The organism is Erwinia amylovora (assembly GCF_017161565.1).
Taxonomy (GTDB): Bacteria; Pseudomonadota; Gammaproteobacteria; order Enterobacterales; family Enterobacteriaceae; genus Erwinia; species Erwinia amylovora.
On record NZ_CP066796.1, the window covers coordinates 3,368,644 to 3,383,666 of the forward strand.

11 protein-coding genes are annotated in these 15,023 nt (G+C 52.3%); 5 read left to right on the plus strand and 6 right to left on the minus strand.

The genetic code is table 11. The features are described from left to right. Positions 1-164 precede the first annotated feature (164 nt). The 4 genes from JGC47_RS15380 to JGC47_RS15395 all read right to left on the minus strand — a co-directional run bounded on the left by JGC47_RS15380 (position 165) and on the right by JGC47_RS15395 (position 6,730). A complete protein-coding gene (locus JGC47_RS15380) occupies positions 165-1,481 on the minus strand; it encodes a cytochrome c (RefSeq protein WP_004160370.1) in 1,317 nt (438 codons plus the stop codon). Positions 1,482-1,491: 10 nt separating this feature from the next. Next, positions 1,492-3,276 (minus strand): GMC family oxidoreductase, encoded by a 1,785-nt coding sequence (locus tag JGC47_RS15385; RefSeq protein WP_004160372.1) that lies wholly within the window; start codon positions 3,274-3,276, stop codon positions 1,492-1,494. Between the two features lie 2 nt (positions 3,277-3,278). Further along, positions 3,279-4,016, minus strand: a complete 738-nt coding sequence (locus tag JGC47_RS15390; RefSeq protein WP_004160374.1) for a gluconate 2-dehydrogenase subunit 3 family protein — start codon at positions 4,014-4,016, stop codon at positions 3,279-3,281. A gap of 257 nt (positions 4,017-4,273) precedes the next feature. Beyond that, positions 4,274-6,730: a sensor domain-containing protein gene (locus tag JGC47_RS15395; protein WP_004160380.1), complete on the minus strand. Its 2,457-nt coding sequence runs from the start codon at positions 6,728-6,730 to the stop codon at positions 4,274-4,276. A gap of 446 nt (positions 6,731-7,176) precedes the next feature. Here JGC47_RS15395 and sbmA point away from each other — a divergent pair, with 446 nt between their 5' ends. The 3 genes from sbmA (at position 7,177) to JGC47_RS15405 (ending at position 9,341) form a co-directional block, all read left to right on the plus strand. Beyond that, positions 7,177-8,421: a peptide antibiotic transporter SbmA gene (gene sbmA, locus JGC47_RS15400; protein WP_004160384.1), complete on the plus strand. Its 1,245-nt coding sequence runs from the start codon at positions 7,177-7,179 to the stop codon at positions 8,419-8,421. Between the two features lie 127 nt (positions 8,422-8,548). Beyond that, positions 8,549-8,779: a hypothetical protein gene (locus tag JGC47_RS17720; protein ID WP_004160385.1), complete on the plus strand. Its 231-nt coding sequence runs from the start codon at positions 8,549-8,551 to the stop codon at positions 8,777-8,779. Between the two features lie 22 nt (positions 8,780-8,801). Continuing rightward, positions 8,802-9,341 carry a hypothetical protein gene (locus JGC47_RS15405; RefSeq protein WP_009351312.1) on the plus strand — a complete coding sequence of 180 codons (540 nt, stop codon included), beginning with the start codon at positions 8,802-8,804 and terminating at the stop codon, positions 9,339-9,341. A gap of 168 nt (positions 9,342-9,509) precedes the next feature. Here JGC47_RS15405 and JGC47_RS17725 read toward each other — a convergent pair whose 3' ends face one another. Then, a complete protein-coding gene (locus JGC47_RS17725; protein ID WP_241097883.1) occupies positions 9,510-11,033 on the minus strand; it encodes a hypothetical protein in 1,524 nt (507 codons plus the stop codon). 149 nt (positions 11,034-11,182) lie between these two features. Then, a complete protein-coding gene (locus JGC47_RS17730) occupies positions 11,183-13,498 on the minus strand; it encodes a hypothetical protein (protein ID WP_241097884.1) in 2,316 nt (771 codons plus the stop codon). Between JGC47_RS17730 and JGC47_RS17735 the strand changes: the two genes are divergently transcribed. Continuing rightward, positions 13,470-13,763, plus strand: a complete 294-nt coding sequence (locus JGC47_RS17735; protein ID WP_241097885.1) for a hypothetical protein — start codon at positions 13,470-13,472, stop codon at positions 13,761-13,763. The two genes, JGC47_RS17730 and JGC47_RS17735, sit on opposite strands and share 29 nt — an antisense overlap. Before the next feature lie 1,015 nt (positions 13,764-14,778). Then, entirely contained in the window at positions 14,779-15,015 is a 237-nt protein-coding gene (locus JGC47_RS15415) for a hypothetical protein (RefSeq protein ID WP_127133428.1), read from the plus strand. Positions 15,016-15,023 lie beyond the last annotated feature (8 nt).

Sequence of the window (15,023 nt, forward strand, 5' to 3'; positions counted from 1 at the left end):
ATATAGCTGCAGATTAATGGCAGAGGGGCATAACGGATATTCCGCTACGCCAGCGGCTTAACTGAATCCGCAACTGAATATGGTTTGCCATCACCCACCAACCAACGAGTAAGGGCGGCCGTAAACGGTCGCCCTTACTCCATGTGTACGCCGGTGAGTGAGCTTTACGGCGACAGCTTCCCGACATCCGCATTGCCCTGGTGATTCACCACCGCTTCATCTTTGCGGACTTTTGCCACATCGCTGGCCGAGACCATGGATGCCGTGCTGTTACCCCAGCTGGTGCGAATGAAGTTCACCACGTCTGCAACCTGCTGGTCGTTCAGTCGCCAGCCAAAGGCCGGCATGGTGATGGTCGTCGGCGCGCCCTTCATGCCCGGCAGCTGCGCACCGCTTATTATGATATGAATCAGCGATGTCGGGTCGGATGCCAGCACCACCGGGTTGCCACGCAGCACCGGGAAAAAGCGCTGATAGCCGCTGCCGTCGGTTTTGTGGCAGGCAGCGCAGTTATCGACATAAACCGATGCACCGGTTTTGCTGTCGTCGCCTTTCCACAGCGCTTTCGCCACCGTATCATCCGGCGTGAATACCACCTGGTTTGGATCTTTTGCCCCAAGCGACTTCAGGTAGCGGGCAATGGCGGTGGCATCTTCCGCCGTCAGATGTTGCAGACTGTGCTGCACCACGTCAGTCATGCCACCGAACACCGCGGTATGATCGTTGCGCCCGGTACACAGAAACTGTACCAGCTGATCCTCGCTCCAGCGACCCAGCCCATCGCCGCTGTCACCACGCAGATTACTGGCGGTCCAGCCGTCAATCGGCGCGCTGCTGCCTGACAGATAATCGCTGCCTTCGGCGTCGTTCAGCGCTTTTTCCTGCATGGTGATACTGCGCGGCGTATGGCAGGCCCCGCAGTGCCCCAGCCCTTCAACCAGGTACTGACCGCGTGCCAACGCCGCATCCTGGCCTTTTATCGGCTGAAAGGCTTTCACATCCGGCGCAAAGATGCCGCGCCAGATGGCCAGCGGCCAGCGCATCGATAACGGCCAGGGAATATCGCTGTCCTGATTGGCCTGGGCCACGGGCTGCACGCCATGCATAAAGTAAGCGTACAGCGCCTGCATATCCTCGTCGCTGACTACCGCATAAGACGGATACGGCATTGCCGGATAGAGCGTGTCGCCATTCTTCGCTACGCCGTGGCGCACCGCTTTCTGGAAGTCGTCGTAGCTGTAATCACCGATGCCGTACTGTTTATCCGGCGTGATATTGGTGGAGTAAATGGTGCCGATGGGCGTCACCATCGGCAGCCCGCCAGCGAAAGCGGCTGCGCCCACTTTGGTATGGCAGGCGGTGCAGTCCCCGGCACGCGCCAGATATTCACCGCGTTTGATCTGCTCAACGGCGGCATCATCTGCGGCAACGTTAAACGCCATAATGCCCAGCACCAGGGCAGTGAAAGTGATCTTTTTCATCGGCTTATCCTTATGCCTGCACCAGCGGACCGGGGTTTTTCAGATACTGCTCACGAATTGCTTTCGCCGACCAGTAGGTCAGCGCAGCAAGCAGGCCAGTCGGGTTGTAGCCCAGCCCCTGTGGGAAAGCAGAAGCGCCAGGTACAAATACGTTCGGGACATCCCAGCTCTGTAAATAGCGGTTGATGGCGCTGGTCTTCGGATCTTCACCCATGATCGCACCACCGTTCATATGTGTGGTTTGATACACGGTGGTATCGAAGTGGGTACCTGGCATTTTCGGTGCGCCGCTAATCAGCTTAGGATCCATCGCTTCGGCTATTTTGTGCATGCGACCGTGCATAAACTGCGACATTTTGATGTCGTTATCCTGCCAGTCGAAAGTCATACGCAGCAGCGGCTGGCCGTGGATGTCTTTGTAGTTTGGATCGAGATCGAGGTAGTTATTGCGGTACGACTGATGCGCGCCGTGAGCATCCATAGAGACATGATGGGTGTAATGATCGGCTACCGCCGCTTTCCATTTGCTGCCCCAGTTTGGCGTCCCCGGCGGGGTCGGCAGACCGGAGATCGGCTTCACCCCGGCCTGGTTCACCCACATCGGCGAACCGCCAACAAAGCCGTATTTGGCATGGTCGAAGTTATCGGCGTTAAAGTCGTCAACCCCCACCCCCGCACCGCCTGCACCAATAAAGTTATTGGTGAAGACGTCTTTATCGAAGAATGCCTTGATGGTGGAGATATTCTGGTAGGCAAAGTTTCGCCCTACTGTGCCTTCATTCGTCACCGGATCATAAGGTTTACCAATACCGGACAGCAGCATCAGATGCACATTGTGGAACTGGAAAGCAGACAGGATCACCAGATCTGCGGGCTGTTCGTTTTCACGCCCCGACGCGTCTATATAGGTCACGCCGGTGGCACGTTTCTTGTCATTGGTGAGATTTACGCGCAGCACATACGCATTATTGCGCAGTTCAAACTTCGATTCCTGACGTAACGCCGGCAGAATATTCACGTTCGGCGAGGCTTTGGAATACATATAGCAGGCATAGCCGCTGCAGTAGCCACAGAAATTACACGGCCCCATCTGTGCGCCGTAGGTGTTGGTATACGGGCCGGAGGTGTTAGCGGAGGGCAGATCGTAAGGATGATAGCCGATACTCTCTGCTGCCTGAGCAAACAGCTGCGCCGAATAAGTGCGCTTCTGCGCCGGGAGCGGGAAGTCGCTGGAGCGATCTGCGGCAAACGGATTGCCTTTACCCGCCTGGCCGACCACTTTGCCTTTAATGCTCCAGGCCGATCCGGACGTCCCGAACACGTTTTCTGCCTGGTCAAAGAACGGTTCCAGCTCGGCATAGCTTACGCCAAAATCCTGAATCGTCATGCCCTGCGGGATAAAGCTTTTGCCATAGCGCTCTTCGTAATGGCTACGCATACGCAGCTCGATCGGATCGACGCGAAAATGGACGCCGGACCAGTGCAAACCGGCTCCACCGGTGCCGGTGCCGGGCAAAAATGCCGCCAGCTGACGATACGGTTGTGCAGTCTGCGCCGCGTTATGACGGATGGTCACGGTGCTTTTCGACAGGTCCTGAAACAGCTTCTTACGAACGTTATAGGTCAGCTCATCGATAACCTGCGGATAAGCCCCATCAGGATAAGTATCGCGATGCGGGCCACGCTCCAGCGCCACCACGTTCAGGCCTGCTTCGGTCAGCTCTTTCGCCATGATCGCCCCGGCCCAGCCGAAACCAACAATCACCGCATCTGCTTTTTTCTGTACGTTTGCCATGCTCAATCCCTTTCCCCGCGAATGGATACCGGCGGCAGCGTGTAGCGTACGCCACGTTCTACCCAGTCCATAAAGTCAGCGCGTGCGCCGGGGAAGTTGATCAGCTTCCAGCCGACCAGCCCCTGATTGCCACCATGCACCGGATCGCTGAAGAAACCTTCACGGGTATTCTGCAACAGGAAGGTGAAAAAGGTTTTGGCCGGCAGCTGGCGCAGCTCAACGCTACCCGCTTCCAACGCCTGTAACAGTGCGTCCTGCTGTTCGCCGTTAAGCTGCGCGAACACCTTGCCATACTGCTGTTTTGCCAGCACGTCGGCATCAGCCAGGCCAAGACGGTAAATATCACGCGGTGTCAACGGCAGCTGATAGCCCAGCGCCTTATCCGCATCCGGATGGAACGGCCCCTGCATATACCAGTTAGCGCCGGTGGCATACGGCGTGTTCATCTGGCGATCGATATACTCAGGCACGCCCGCTTCCAGCGCGCCGGGACCACGTTCGTCAGACGGGATTAGCCGCGCCACCGCCGCCTGTATGAAGGCGAACTCTTCCGGGGTAAACCATGTCGGCCGATATTCACGCGCTGGCTTCGGGCCTGTTGCTGCAGCTTCCTTCGCCACAGCAGGTGCCACCGCGGCCAGACTTCCCAATCCTGCTGAACCTATCGCCATGGCGGGCGCCAGGGTGATGGTTTTCAGCAGGAAGTCCCTGCGTGTACTTCCATTTTTTTGCTCTGACATGACATTGCCTTCTCAAACCAGCAGCGTCGTGCCGGCTAATATGGGGTCGGATTGATTTTAGTAGTATAAAGTGTAGGGAGAATATAGTCGCTGACTGAAATATTTACCAGAGTGACTGTTACCGGTAACAATAGCTATATTGTAACAGTATGACGCAGAAAACGTGAGGAGATAGAAACAAAATGGCACAAAATCATTAACATCCACCGCAGGCTGACCCGCGATATCTTCAGGTCAGCCCGCCGCATTGCACTGGACTAAAATTCTTTGAGGCGGCGCTCCGGCGGCTGCGGGCGGCCAAAATAATAGCCCTGAAACAGGGTACAACCTTCCGCTTTCAGCCGCTGAAACTGCTCGTTGCTCTCCACCCCTTCTGCGGTAATCTGGATATCCAGGCTTCGACTCATGCCGGTAATCGCCCTTATAATTGCCAGCGCCTCGCGGCTGTCCTGCATATCGTTAATAAAGGATTTATCGATTTTAATCTTGTCAAACGGGAAGGATCGCAGATAGCTCAGGGATGAATAGCCAGTACCAAAGTCGTCCAGTGCAATTTGCACGCCCAGCGCCTTTAGTTCTCGCAAAATATCGATATTCGCCAGCGTATTATCCAGTAATACCGATTCGGTTATTTCCACCTCCAGCCGGTGCGGCGCCAGTCCCGACTCTTTAAGAGCGCCTTCCACTACCGCTATCAGCGCGCTGTTCTTAAACTGCAACGGCGACAGGTTGACCGCTACCGTCTGCTCGCCGGGCCAACTCGCCGCTTCGCGGCAGGCTTCGTATAATGCATAGGTACCCAGGCTATGGATCAGCCCGGTTTCTTCGGCTATCGGTATAAATTCCAGCGGCATAATGATGCCTTTTTCCGGGTGGTGCCAGCGCATCAACGCCTCGTAACCGATGATCTCTCGATGCTGGTTGTTGGTGATCGGCTGGTAATAGAGCTTCAGCTGGCGGTAGGTGATCGCCTCACGCAAGTCGTTCTCAATAATGCGGCGTTTCTGCGCCGTATCGCCCATCGCTTTGGTGAAATGTTCGAAACGATTACGGCCATTACGTTTCGCCGCATACAATGCCATATCAGCGCAGCGCAGCAGATAGTCCGGCGAGGTCATGCCGTGCTGCGCGAGAGTAATACCAATGCTCAGTCCGATTGAGAGATTGTGACCATGAACGGTAAACGGCGGCCGAATCGTCTCAATCAAGCGACGGGCCATTGCTTCAGCCTCTTCCGGATGGGACAAGCCAGGCAGAACAATCGAAAACTCATCCCCGCCGTTACGTGCCAGCGTATCGCGATTGCGCAGCACGCTGCGCAGACGAACGGCGACTGAACATAGCAGCGCATCGCCTACCTGATGGCCTAACGCATCGTTGACGTTTTTAAAGTTATCCAGGTCAAGCCCCAACACCGCCGTCAGGCGCTGTGCGTCACGATCTTCACGCAGCGCCGTGGTCAGGTGCTGATTGAACAGCACGCGGTTGGGCAAGCTGGTCAGGTTATCGTGGTGCGCCATATGATGGATGCGCGCATCCGCCGCACGCTGGTCAGTAACATCATCGGCGATAAGCAGCACGTAACTGTGACGGGCGTCTTTGCCACGCACCATTGAAGCGCTGGCACTGATAATTCGGTCGCCGCCGGAGGTGGCCAGTTGCCGTTCGTTACGCTGTACCCCCCCTTTACGCTGTGCCGCGTCGGAAAGCTGCATAAAGTACGCGCTCATCGCCGGGGTCATACACTCCTGGGCCTTTTTACCAATAAATTCACACTGGCTGCCGCCCAACAGCTGTTCAGCACGGTTGTTAATCAACAATATTTCGCCCGAGACGGCGTCTTCAACGATGACGCACGAGGGAATGTTGGCAACGATGGAGTCGAGAAACTGCGAAAGTGACGCCATTTTTTTACTGCTCTTTTCCGCCAAATCTTTAGCATTAATGATCTGCCGTTCGTACTCGCGCATTTCGGTACAGTCGCGAGTGATCTTGGCAAAACCGATAAGCTCCCCGCCGTCATTGCGGATGGCATCAATCACCACATGCGCCCAGAAGGCGCTGCCATCTTTACGGTAGCGCCAGCCATTATCCTCAAAATGCCCGGTGGCGGTGGCCTGCTGCAGGTTCTTATCCGGGAGATTGTGCCGTCGATCCTGTTCACTGTAAAAGCAGGAGAAGTGTTTACCGATGATCTCGTTGCAGGTAAAACCTTTGGCGCGGCAAGCTCCGGCGTTCCAGTTCAAAACCAGGCCATTTAAATCAAGCATATAGATAGCGTAATCATTAATGCCTTCAACCAGCAGGCGGAAAGTCTGGTCGCGCTGCTGCCGATCTTGCTGAAGCTGCCCGGTGCAGTTACGGGTAATTTTCGCGTAGCCCAATAATTTACCGTTATCATCAAAAACGGCATCGATCACCTCATGAGCCCAGAAAGCACTGCCATCTTTGCGATAACGCCAGCCTTTCGTCGCAAAGCGACCGGCCTCACGGGCAACCTGCAAACCGTGCCGCGGTTTACCCAGCATTTGGTCCTGTTGACTGTAGAAACAGCTAAAATTTCTGCCAATGATTTCAGCAGGCAGATAGCCTTTGGCGTGTTGAGCGCCAAGGCTCCAGCTGGCAACGATCCCCTCTGGATCCAGCATGTAAATAGCGCAGTTGCCCTCGCTTCTTGCCAAAAGCTGGTACACAACATCTGAGTCTTCATTCATGATTCATTCGCCTGGCATTGACAGTGACTTCCCGTAATACGAAAAATGACCCCAACGCAAATACGCCAATAACTGGCGAAAAGTTTATCTCACGCGCCCGACGGGCAACGGGATTGCCGTCGTTCTGCGGGTTTAAACCACAGGTGATAATCCACAAACTTGAGATGATTCAATCAATCTCTGTCAATTCCCCGCAGCTCATCGATTGTTATCGACTTTTATCGTTAAATATTCAGCGTTAATTTAAATTCAGTTCCAAAATAGCCAAAGGATGTATAGGGAAATATGTCATCTGTAGAATTAAATAAGAGAGATTTGATTTATTGCCGACGAAAATATCTGCCGGTGGGGGGGGGTTTCATCAGCAGAAATTTGTCGATACAACAGAAGCGAGAAAAAGCACAATCAATTGCGGTATAACTTCATATTTTCACCCGGGAGCGCTTATGTTTACCTCATTTTTTCCAAAACCAGCGCTGTTTTTCAGCAGCGTGGTTATCTGGAGCCTGATGGCAATTGCACTGTGGTTTGCGGGTGCAGAGGCCGAATTTACCCGTCTGATGCATTTTTCACTGCTGCCTGCTGGCCCGTTGCCTGAGAACGCACTGCGTTTCATCGCCCCGGGCGCACTGGGCTTTTACAGCTATTATCTGCTTGCTACGTTGCTGTTCGCGGCTTTCTGGTTTGTGTTCTGCCCACATCCCTGGCAGCGCTGGTCTATTCTGGGCAGTTCGCTGATCGTCTTCATTACCTGGTTTTCGGTGCAGGTCGGGGTGGCGGTCAATAGCTGGTATGAACCGTTTTATGACCTGATACAAAAGGCAATGGCGCATCCTAATACCATCAAGATTGAGACGTTTTATCATCTGGTTAACGACATTCTCAGCATTGTGCTGATAGCCGTGGTGATCAACGTGATAAATCTGTTTTTTGTCAGCCACTATGTATTTCGCTGGCGCACGGCCATGAACGACTACTATATGGAAAACTGGCAGCACTTACGGCACATCGAAGGTGCCGCACAGCGTGTTCAGGAGGATACGATGCGCTTTGCCTCTACGCTGGAAGACATGGGCGTCAGTTTTATTAATGCCATTATGACGCTGATTGCCTTTCTGCCGGTGCTGGTAGCGCTGTCGGTGCATGTAAAAACCGTGCCGATCCTGGGACAGATCCCTTATGCTTTGGTTATTGCGGCGGTAGTATGGTCGCTGTTCGGCACCGGACTGCTGGCCGTTGTCGGCATCAAGCTACCGGGTTTATCGTTTCGTAATCAGCGGGTGGAAGCCGCTTATCGTAAAGAGCTGGTGTACGGCGAAGACGATGCGCAACGTGCTGCCCCGCAGACGGTACGGGAACTGTTCGCCAGGGTGCGGAAGAACTATTTTCGACTCTATTTTCATTATCTCTACTTCAACGTGGTACGCGTTTTTTACCTGCAATTGGATGCACTTTTCAGCATATTTGTACTTTTTCCATCGATTATTTCCGGGGCGATCACCCTCGGTTTGATGACCCAAATCTCCAACGTCTTCGACCAGGTGCGCAACTCGTTCCAGTATCTGATCAACTCGTGGACCACACTGGTGGAGCTGATGTCGATCTATAAACGCCTGCGCAGCTTCGAGCAGACGTTGGATAACGTGCCGGATAATCAAACTCCGGTTACCCAGGGCGCGAAACATCTTTGAGAGGGAGCGCGAGAAACTGATTTAAACGCATGGTCATCGCTGCAGAAATTTCAGAGGATAAAAGTTGAACATACTGTTGACGCCAGTCAACAATGATTTTATCCTGTAAACATGACTGAGAGTGACGATGAAGGAACATCCCAATAAACATATCCAGGCAGCGATAGCATACGCAATGGAGCAGGACTGGCGTTTTCGGCCAGCCAGTGGACACGCCTTCGGACGACTCATATGTGGAATTGCAGAACATCGACAGCATCAGATGAGCGTTTGGTCAACACCGCGCGTACCTGAGCACCATGCCGCCCAAATCCGCCGTAAGGTCGATAGCTGCCAGAGCAGCATTCTTACCCACTGAAGACAAAGTCAGGGAGACAATTATGCCACTTTTTCACTTTACTCTGCTGTTGAAAGACGTCACTTCAGAAACTCCTGAGCTTGAAGACCATCTTTACGCCAGCGGCTGTGATGATGCGCTGGTGTGTTTTTACGGTAAGGCGGTTTACCTTGAATTTGACCGTCACAGTGACAGCTTTGCCAACGCCATCATGAGCGCCGTGCGCGCAATTGAATCATCTCCACTGGCCGCAACGGTGACAGCGGTAGATGCCAGTCTGGTCGGGCTAAGCGATATTGCCCAACTCAGTAATCTGACCCGTCAGTCGATCGCCATGCTAAAAGACGGCACGCGCGGCACAGGTGATTTTCCCTCGCCGATACAACGTATCAACGGCAACTCGCCGCTGTGGAGCTGGGCAAGCGTGGCGTCGTGGTTACAGCGACATGGAAAAATAGCTGCGCCACTGGCCGAAAATGCGCGTACTCTGGAGGAGATCAACCTGGCATTACAGCTGCGCAACGCTAATGGCCTGAAGGTTCAGCAATTCTGTCGCGCCCTGACTTCAGGCCACGCGGATTAACGGGCTACTGGCAGCGCCGGGAACCCCTTCTAACCAGGATTATCTTAATTCTGGTAACACTGCTGTATAAACCACCGGTAACTGCCAGATCTGGCCTGAGTGAATACAAACTGAAAAGTGCGTGTTGTACACCACATGCGACTCTTTAAAGCTATGAAAAAGCATGAATTACGTGGTCAGAGTGGGGAATTTTTCACTGTTTTTTTCATCTTCGAAAAGTCGATCAACGTTAATCCTGTGCGGACCTTTCCCATCAGTGCCCAGAGCCAATACGTAGAAAGACAAAGAATCGGCGTTATTTATTGTCCAGTCAGAGAGCGTCACTCCCTTCGCTAGCATTTCACTGTTCACGGCAGCATCATCCCATGGCAGTACAGGGGTTAAGGGAAAATTTAATTCCCGGTACATATCGTTACCATACATCACGTTTGACATACCAGGTTCTCCTGCTAAAGCCGCTATATGTTTTTTATAGATATCAATGGGTTCCTCTTTAAGGTTAGCACAAAACTCTGTTATTGTTTTATCATCAGGAAAGATTATATATTTAGGCAGATAAAAATAATCTTTTGTATTTATCGCATGGGAAGCTTCATGTATTAGCACATGTTCAAACAGAGCCGAATTACGCATTTCAAAAATTTTTTCAAATATAAAAACCCCGTAGTGCTCCCGATTAAAAAATAAAGGAGGATCTCCCTCAACGAAGCCAGAAAGCAATACAATCCTGTCCTCACCCTGCAAAAAATATATTTTACAAGCCTTTTCAATTTCCAATACTCGCTCTTTTAGGATAACAGCCTGGCAATCATTTATTTTTACGCCCGTATACTTAGCAAAAGAGTCTTTTATCTGACTGTTCGTCATTTTACTTATTTTTTTTGCCGCAGATTGGCTTGCTCCATAAGCATTATGCATGCTCCCTTTTAGGAGCCTGTAGCGTACAGGATTAATCTCTAATAGCTTAATTGGCAGAAAACCCTGTATTGACCTGCCATCTTCTAAGTTAAATTTTATAAAGTCATTTGGCTCACAAAGTTCAAAGGCTACGTTTTCAGACAGTTCCGTGATACCTCGCTTGAAACGGTGTGTGCACTGTATGACGAGATCCTTCCGATGAGGAACATGTGAATTTTCAGCTTTTACATTCCCATTTTCTAAATTAGCTTCTGCCCCTTTTATTTCTAAATCACCAACATGTTCCTGATGTGGCTTTTTACCTGAAAAATCCGATATGCGTCTGAGATTTCCCTTATCAAGGTAATAAGCCCCGCCCAACGCCTCTCCTGTTTCAGGATTAATAATCACATATACTTCCTTTTCGTGTTCTCCTCTGAGCGATTTTATCGGGACTTTTATCGCTGAATTTGGCAGAAATGCCTGTTTAAAAGCAACAGGCTCTTCGGGACTTATCACATCGACAGCTTTCATTCTTTGCAACAGGCTTTCCATTTTTTTTATTTCGTCAGCGTCCTTTCCGGCCCTGACCCAGTCCGTGAGTTTCTTTAGTTCCCTGTAAGAATATTTACCCACGCCAGTCAGCAGTTCAAATCCCGGATCCAGCGTCCGTATAGCAGTTTTGCCCACGGAGGCCAGCTCACTGATGGTGGGCAAACTGACTTCTTTCAAAGCCTGCTTTCCGGCCGTTTTTACTATATTTTGAGACAGGGTTTCAACAGATAAAAATTTCATTCCGGCCCCTGCTGCTCTGGAAAGACTTATCCCAAACTTCCCGCTCAGACTTGCAGCCTGGCCAAACAGGGGTATAAAGGCCAATGCATCGACGATACAGGATGCGAGATTAGCGGGGAATTTATCATTGACGCAATCATAGAAAGGAATTAAATGTTTGAAAAAATCCCGGATCTTCTCATTAGTGGAAGCATCATATCCTGACGCCCACATTTTTTATAAAAATCGATTTGGTGTTTGTCTTTAATAAACTTTACTAAGTTAACCAATGTCACATCCGCCCCCTTAATGGGGGAGGGAAAAACAGAAAAACTTTGAACGTAGGGAACGCGCGGCTTACCTGATACAGTTGTGGGGAATAACACGACACCATCATTTCTTACGGCCACCTGACTTCCCTTGCCTGACCCGAAAAGATCATACTCAATATATTTTGCAACATCCCTGTCAACCCGCCTGACATCATATCCCCCCTCCTTTTTGGCCACGAATGTGTAGATCCTCTCGTCCTTACCAACGACAACGGAGAAAAGGTCAGTATTCTTTAGCTCCTTTACTCCTTCCTTAATGGAAGGCGCAACGCGGCACAGTTTTGATGTCACCTGTCTGATAGTGGCTTGTTCTGAATGAATAAAGTCCAGCTCACCTTTATCAAGAGCGGCCAGCGCCATGCCGATGATATATTCATCAACCTGAGAGAATGCAACCGCCAGCCGTCGGGTTATTGATGTGAACTCGGCGGTGACATCAGTGAGTGGGCATCCAGGCGTTGTCTTGCCGTTGAGATAGGCTTGTCTGACGGCCTTTTTACCACTTTTGAGCACTGGATCAGAGGGTAAATCCTTTGAATTAAACGGATAAGGTCGCCCCCCCAACACCGGGGGAAGGGGAATGTCTCCCATATCGATCAGCGTTTGATCTGGACATTGCCCGACATAGTTATCCGCTATCGCTCCCCGCGATTTCCAATCCTTTGAAGCCCCGTTGAATTCGTCAACTTTTGCGCGAAAGTCGGCATAATACAGCGCAGTGATCCTGCGAAATTCAGCATAATCATTAACCGCTTTCAGGCGGTGTATAAATTCATCATCTTGGTTACCGAAAGCCTTTCCAGGATGGCTCACCGCCTCAAAAAGCAGGGCCGGCAGGGTGAGGTATCTCAGATAACTGACATTCATATCGCCAGCCTCCGCCCGCTGCCAGAGCGCCTTCCCGAACGTCTGACACGCTTCTGCACTGAACTCACCCAGTGTCGCCCCCGCGTCTTTCAGCCACAGCGCGCCGGAATGTAACCAGACAAAATCGTCGTCCGTGGCGCTCAGGGAGTTCGCCCCGCCCGCTTCGGCAAAACGCCTGACGGGCAGCGTATTGTCCAGCGCGTAGTTCCAGAACTTTTCGAACTGCTGAGTTTGTCCAAAACTGAGCGCTTCCAGATCGATTATACCGGCCGATCGCAGTACGTCTGACTCCAGCAGGGTATTCATGACGGAGGCGGTAAAGTCCTCTGGGTTGGTAAATGCCGCCAGCTGTCGGGCGAGAAAGGATTCGGCTGGCATCCCCAGTACGTTTTTAAACAGCCAGCTCCGCACCACCATCCCGGCACGCACGGCGCTGATCCCCTCGTCCGCCCAGCCGCCATAAAGCTCTTCTGCCCTCAGGATCGTTTTTGCCACCTCTTGCAGCCTGTTATCAAATTCGGTTACGCCGTAAACAAAATGCGGGTCGGGTGCAAACAGCGCGATGCCGACGGCGGCAATGATTTCCTCCTTCTGAAAGGAGCCGGCACGCCTCGTTTCATCAAGAATGCCCAGCTTCTGCATTTTCCTCGCCAGCCGCGTGTTGGTTTTCTCCGTCACTGTCCGGTGGTGTTGCCGGTTGCCCTTATGCGCCTCCGGTGATGGTGCGATATCCTCGCCGCGATGCGGCGAAATGAACGTGTCCCACAGCTTCCTGCCCCCGAATGCAAGCCCGGTCAGGGCGGTGACGGCGCCGGCAGCCATCACCACCCGGCTTTTCATCGCCAGCGTACGGGGGTTTGCACTGAGTACTGAAGCAGAGGCTGCCACGGGAATAACGGTGTATACGTACGGCCTGTCTGCCGCCTGGCTCCTCTGCGGTACCGGCTCTTGCGCTTGCTCCTGAAAAACCGTGGCGGATGCGGGCAGCGCAACCGGATGCGGCGTGGCGTCACACCGGGTATTGAAATGCGTGTGGGTGATGTCCACGCCGCCCTGCCGCTGGCGCGTCCGTGTCCGGCGGGTGGCGCAATAATCCAGGCCGGACAGCCCGCTTTCCATCATCAGCTTCTGCGTTGCCAGAACGTGTGCCTGCTCTGCCACGCCGTACGCACGTCCCCGGCTTTGCCTCTGCCGGTTTGCTGCCGTTGCCTTTGTGTAAGCTTCAGGGGTCACCGTTGAGTTCGATGTCAGGCCGGTGATGACGGTTTTTGCGGCACCGTCAGCCACGCCGGAGCCTGAAGCTTCCCCGGCGCAGGCGGTCGTTTCAATGCTGGAGTCGACCTCGAAAGCCGGCGGGCGGGCGGTTTCCTCCGCGAGAGTGCCGTTCTGCACCATGACGCCCAGCGCCCGCCAGTATTTACAGGCACGCAGCAGCAGCCGGGTCAGGGCGGCCGGTACCCGGCAGACGGCGCGCTGCGGGGAGCTGTTACCGGTGATAAAGCAGCTGGCAGCAACGGCCGCCAGGGCCAGCGCCGTGTACAGCTCATCCTGATGGCCGTCATGGCCGCCCGGGGTCTCCTGCAGGAACCCGCCGCCCGGACAGCTGATTAGCGTACTCCTGATAAAAGCGGCCAGCCCGGAGATGGCGGGAAGATAGCCGGACATCAGCCCGAGGGCATGTAATACGGCGCTGTCGGTTTCTCTTTTTTCAATAATGGCCGTGTACAGACTGCCGGCGGCCATGATGATACCCGCCGGCAAATCAGGAAACATTTTTGCCATCAGTACGGAAATCAGCTCGCTCTGACCCGCATCGCCCATTATTCTGATGACCTGCCTGAGGCCCCGGAGGCAGTCTTCCCCTGGCGAAACCGGCGGATCTGCAGATTGAGCTGCGGGACTGTTGTCAGCAGGAGGTCCGTCTTCGGCATCATACCAGGCGTCATCCGCTTCCGCCTCAATGACATCGTGCCAGATGTCGGTCATCTCATCTTTTGCATTGAACCAGCGCTCTTCGGGTTCTGAAGCCACGCGGGGGTTGGTCATGTGAGTCGGAAATAGCGATGTATTCGTGGTTGTTTTAGCCAGCACGGTTTATTTCCCAGGTTGAGATATTATGTTTGAATGTAATAAAAAAATTACCTGACCTTGCGCGCGAAAAAATAACTTCCCGGACACCACAATATATAGCGGTCCTGCCGACAGTAATCTCCGCTGGCTGGGGTAATTAATATCATGCCTGAAACAACAACGGAACTTATTATCATTTTCATTAATTAAAAAGACGCACTGAAAATTCAGCAGAAGCAAGAGTATGCAGAAGAATATATAGCGGGGGATGGTTTTTCAATAGAATTAAAAAAATAATATATGATTGAGTTTTTTATAAAAAAATTAGTAAGAAATAGAAATTAAAATCATGTATATATCACAACTTCAATTTAACCTTCACGCCTGTTTAAAATTAAATTGATATAAACCCTGTGGACCGTTCACAGGTCATTACCTTAAAGCAACCTTCATTAACATCGTAAATTCAACTATTTAAATGACTTCCCGGTGCTGCTGTGCCACATAACGATAAAAACCCTATGCCATCACCAGGCACGGGCAATGCAGAGATCGCTCTCTGCTTTTTTCATCCTGCCCACGTTGCTGTTAAGTCGATGAAGGCCGTTTTTTTTGCCAACCCGCAGAATCAGCTACCGGGGCATCAAAAAGCCAATAAGAGAGGTTCAATATTGCAACGGCGGCGGGTGAGATTCGCACTTAAACAAAAATGGCAAATGCTTCAGCTGGGGTGACCTGCATA

Excerpts from the sequence above, each read along its gene's own strand:
- JGC47_RS15405 (WP_009351312.1), top strand. The coding sequence starts at position 8,802 with ATGCCACTTTTTCACTTTACTCTGCTGTTGAAAGACGTCACTTCAGAA.
- JGC47_RS17725 (WP_241097883.1), bottom strand. The coding sequence starts at position 11,033 with ATGAAATTTTTATCTGTTGAAACCCTGTCTCAAAATATAGTAAAAACG.
- JGC47_RS15390 (WP_004160374.1), bottom strand. The coding sequence starts at position 4,016 with ATGTCAGAGCAAAAAAATGGAAGTACACGCAGGGACTTCCTGCTGAAA.
- JGC47_RS17720 (WP_004160385.1), top strand. The coding sequence starts at position 8,549 with ATGAAGGAACATCCCAATAAACATATCCAGGCAGCGATAGCATACGCA.
- sbmA (WP_004160384.1), top strand. The coding sequence starts at position 7,177 with ATGTTTACCTCATTTTTTCCAAAACCAGCGCTGTTTTTCAGCAGCGTG.
- JGC47_RS15380 (WP_004160370.1), bottom strand. The coding sequence starts at position 1,481 with ATGAAAAAGATCACTTTCACTGCCCTGGTGCTGGGCATTATGGCGTTT.
- JGC47_RS17735 (WP_241097885.1), top strand. The coding sequence starts at position 13,470 with ATGACGGTTTTTGCGGCACCGTCAGCCACGCCGGAGCCTGAAGCTTCC.
- JGC47_RS15395 (WP_004160380.1), bottom strand. The coding sequence starts at position 6,730 with ATGAATGAAGACTCAGATGTTGTGTACCAGCTTTTGGCAAGAAGCGAG.
- JGC47_RS15385 (WP_004160372.1), bottom strand. The coding sequence starts at position 3,276 with ATGGCAAACGTACAGAAAAAAGCAGATGCGGTGATTGTTGGTTTCGGC.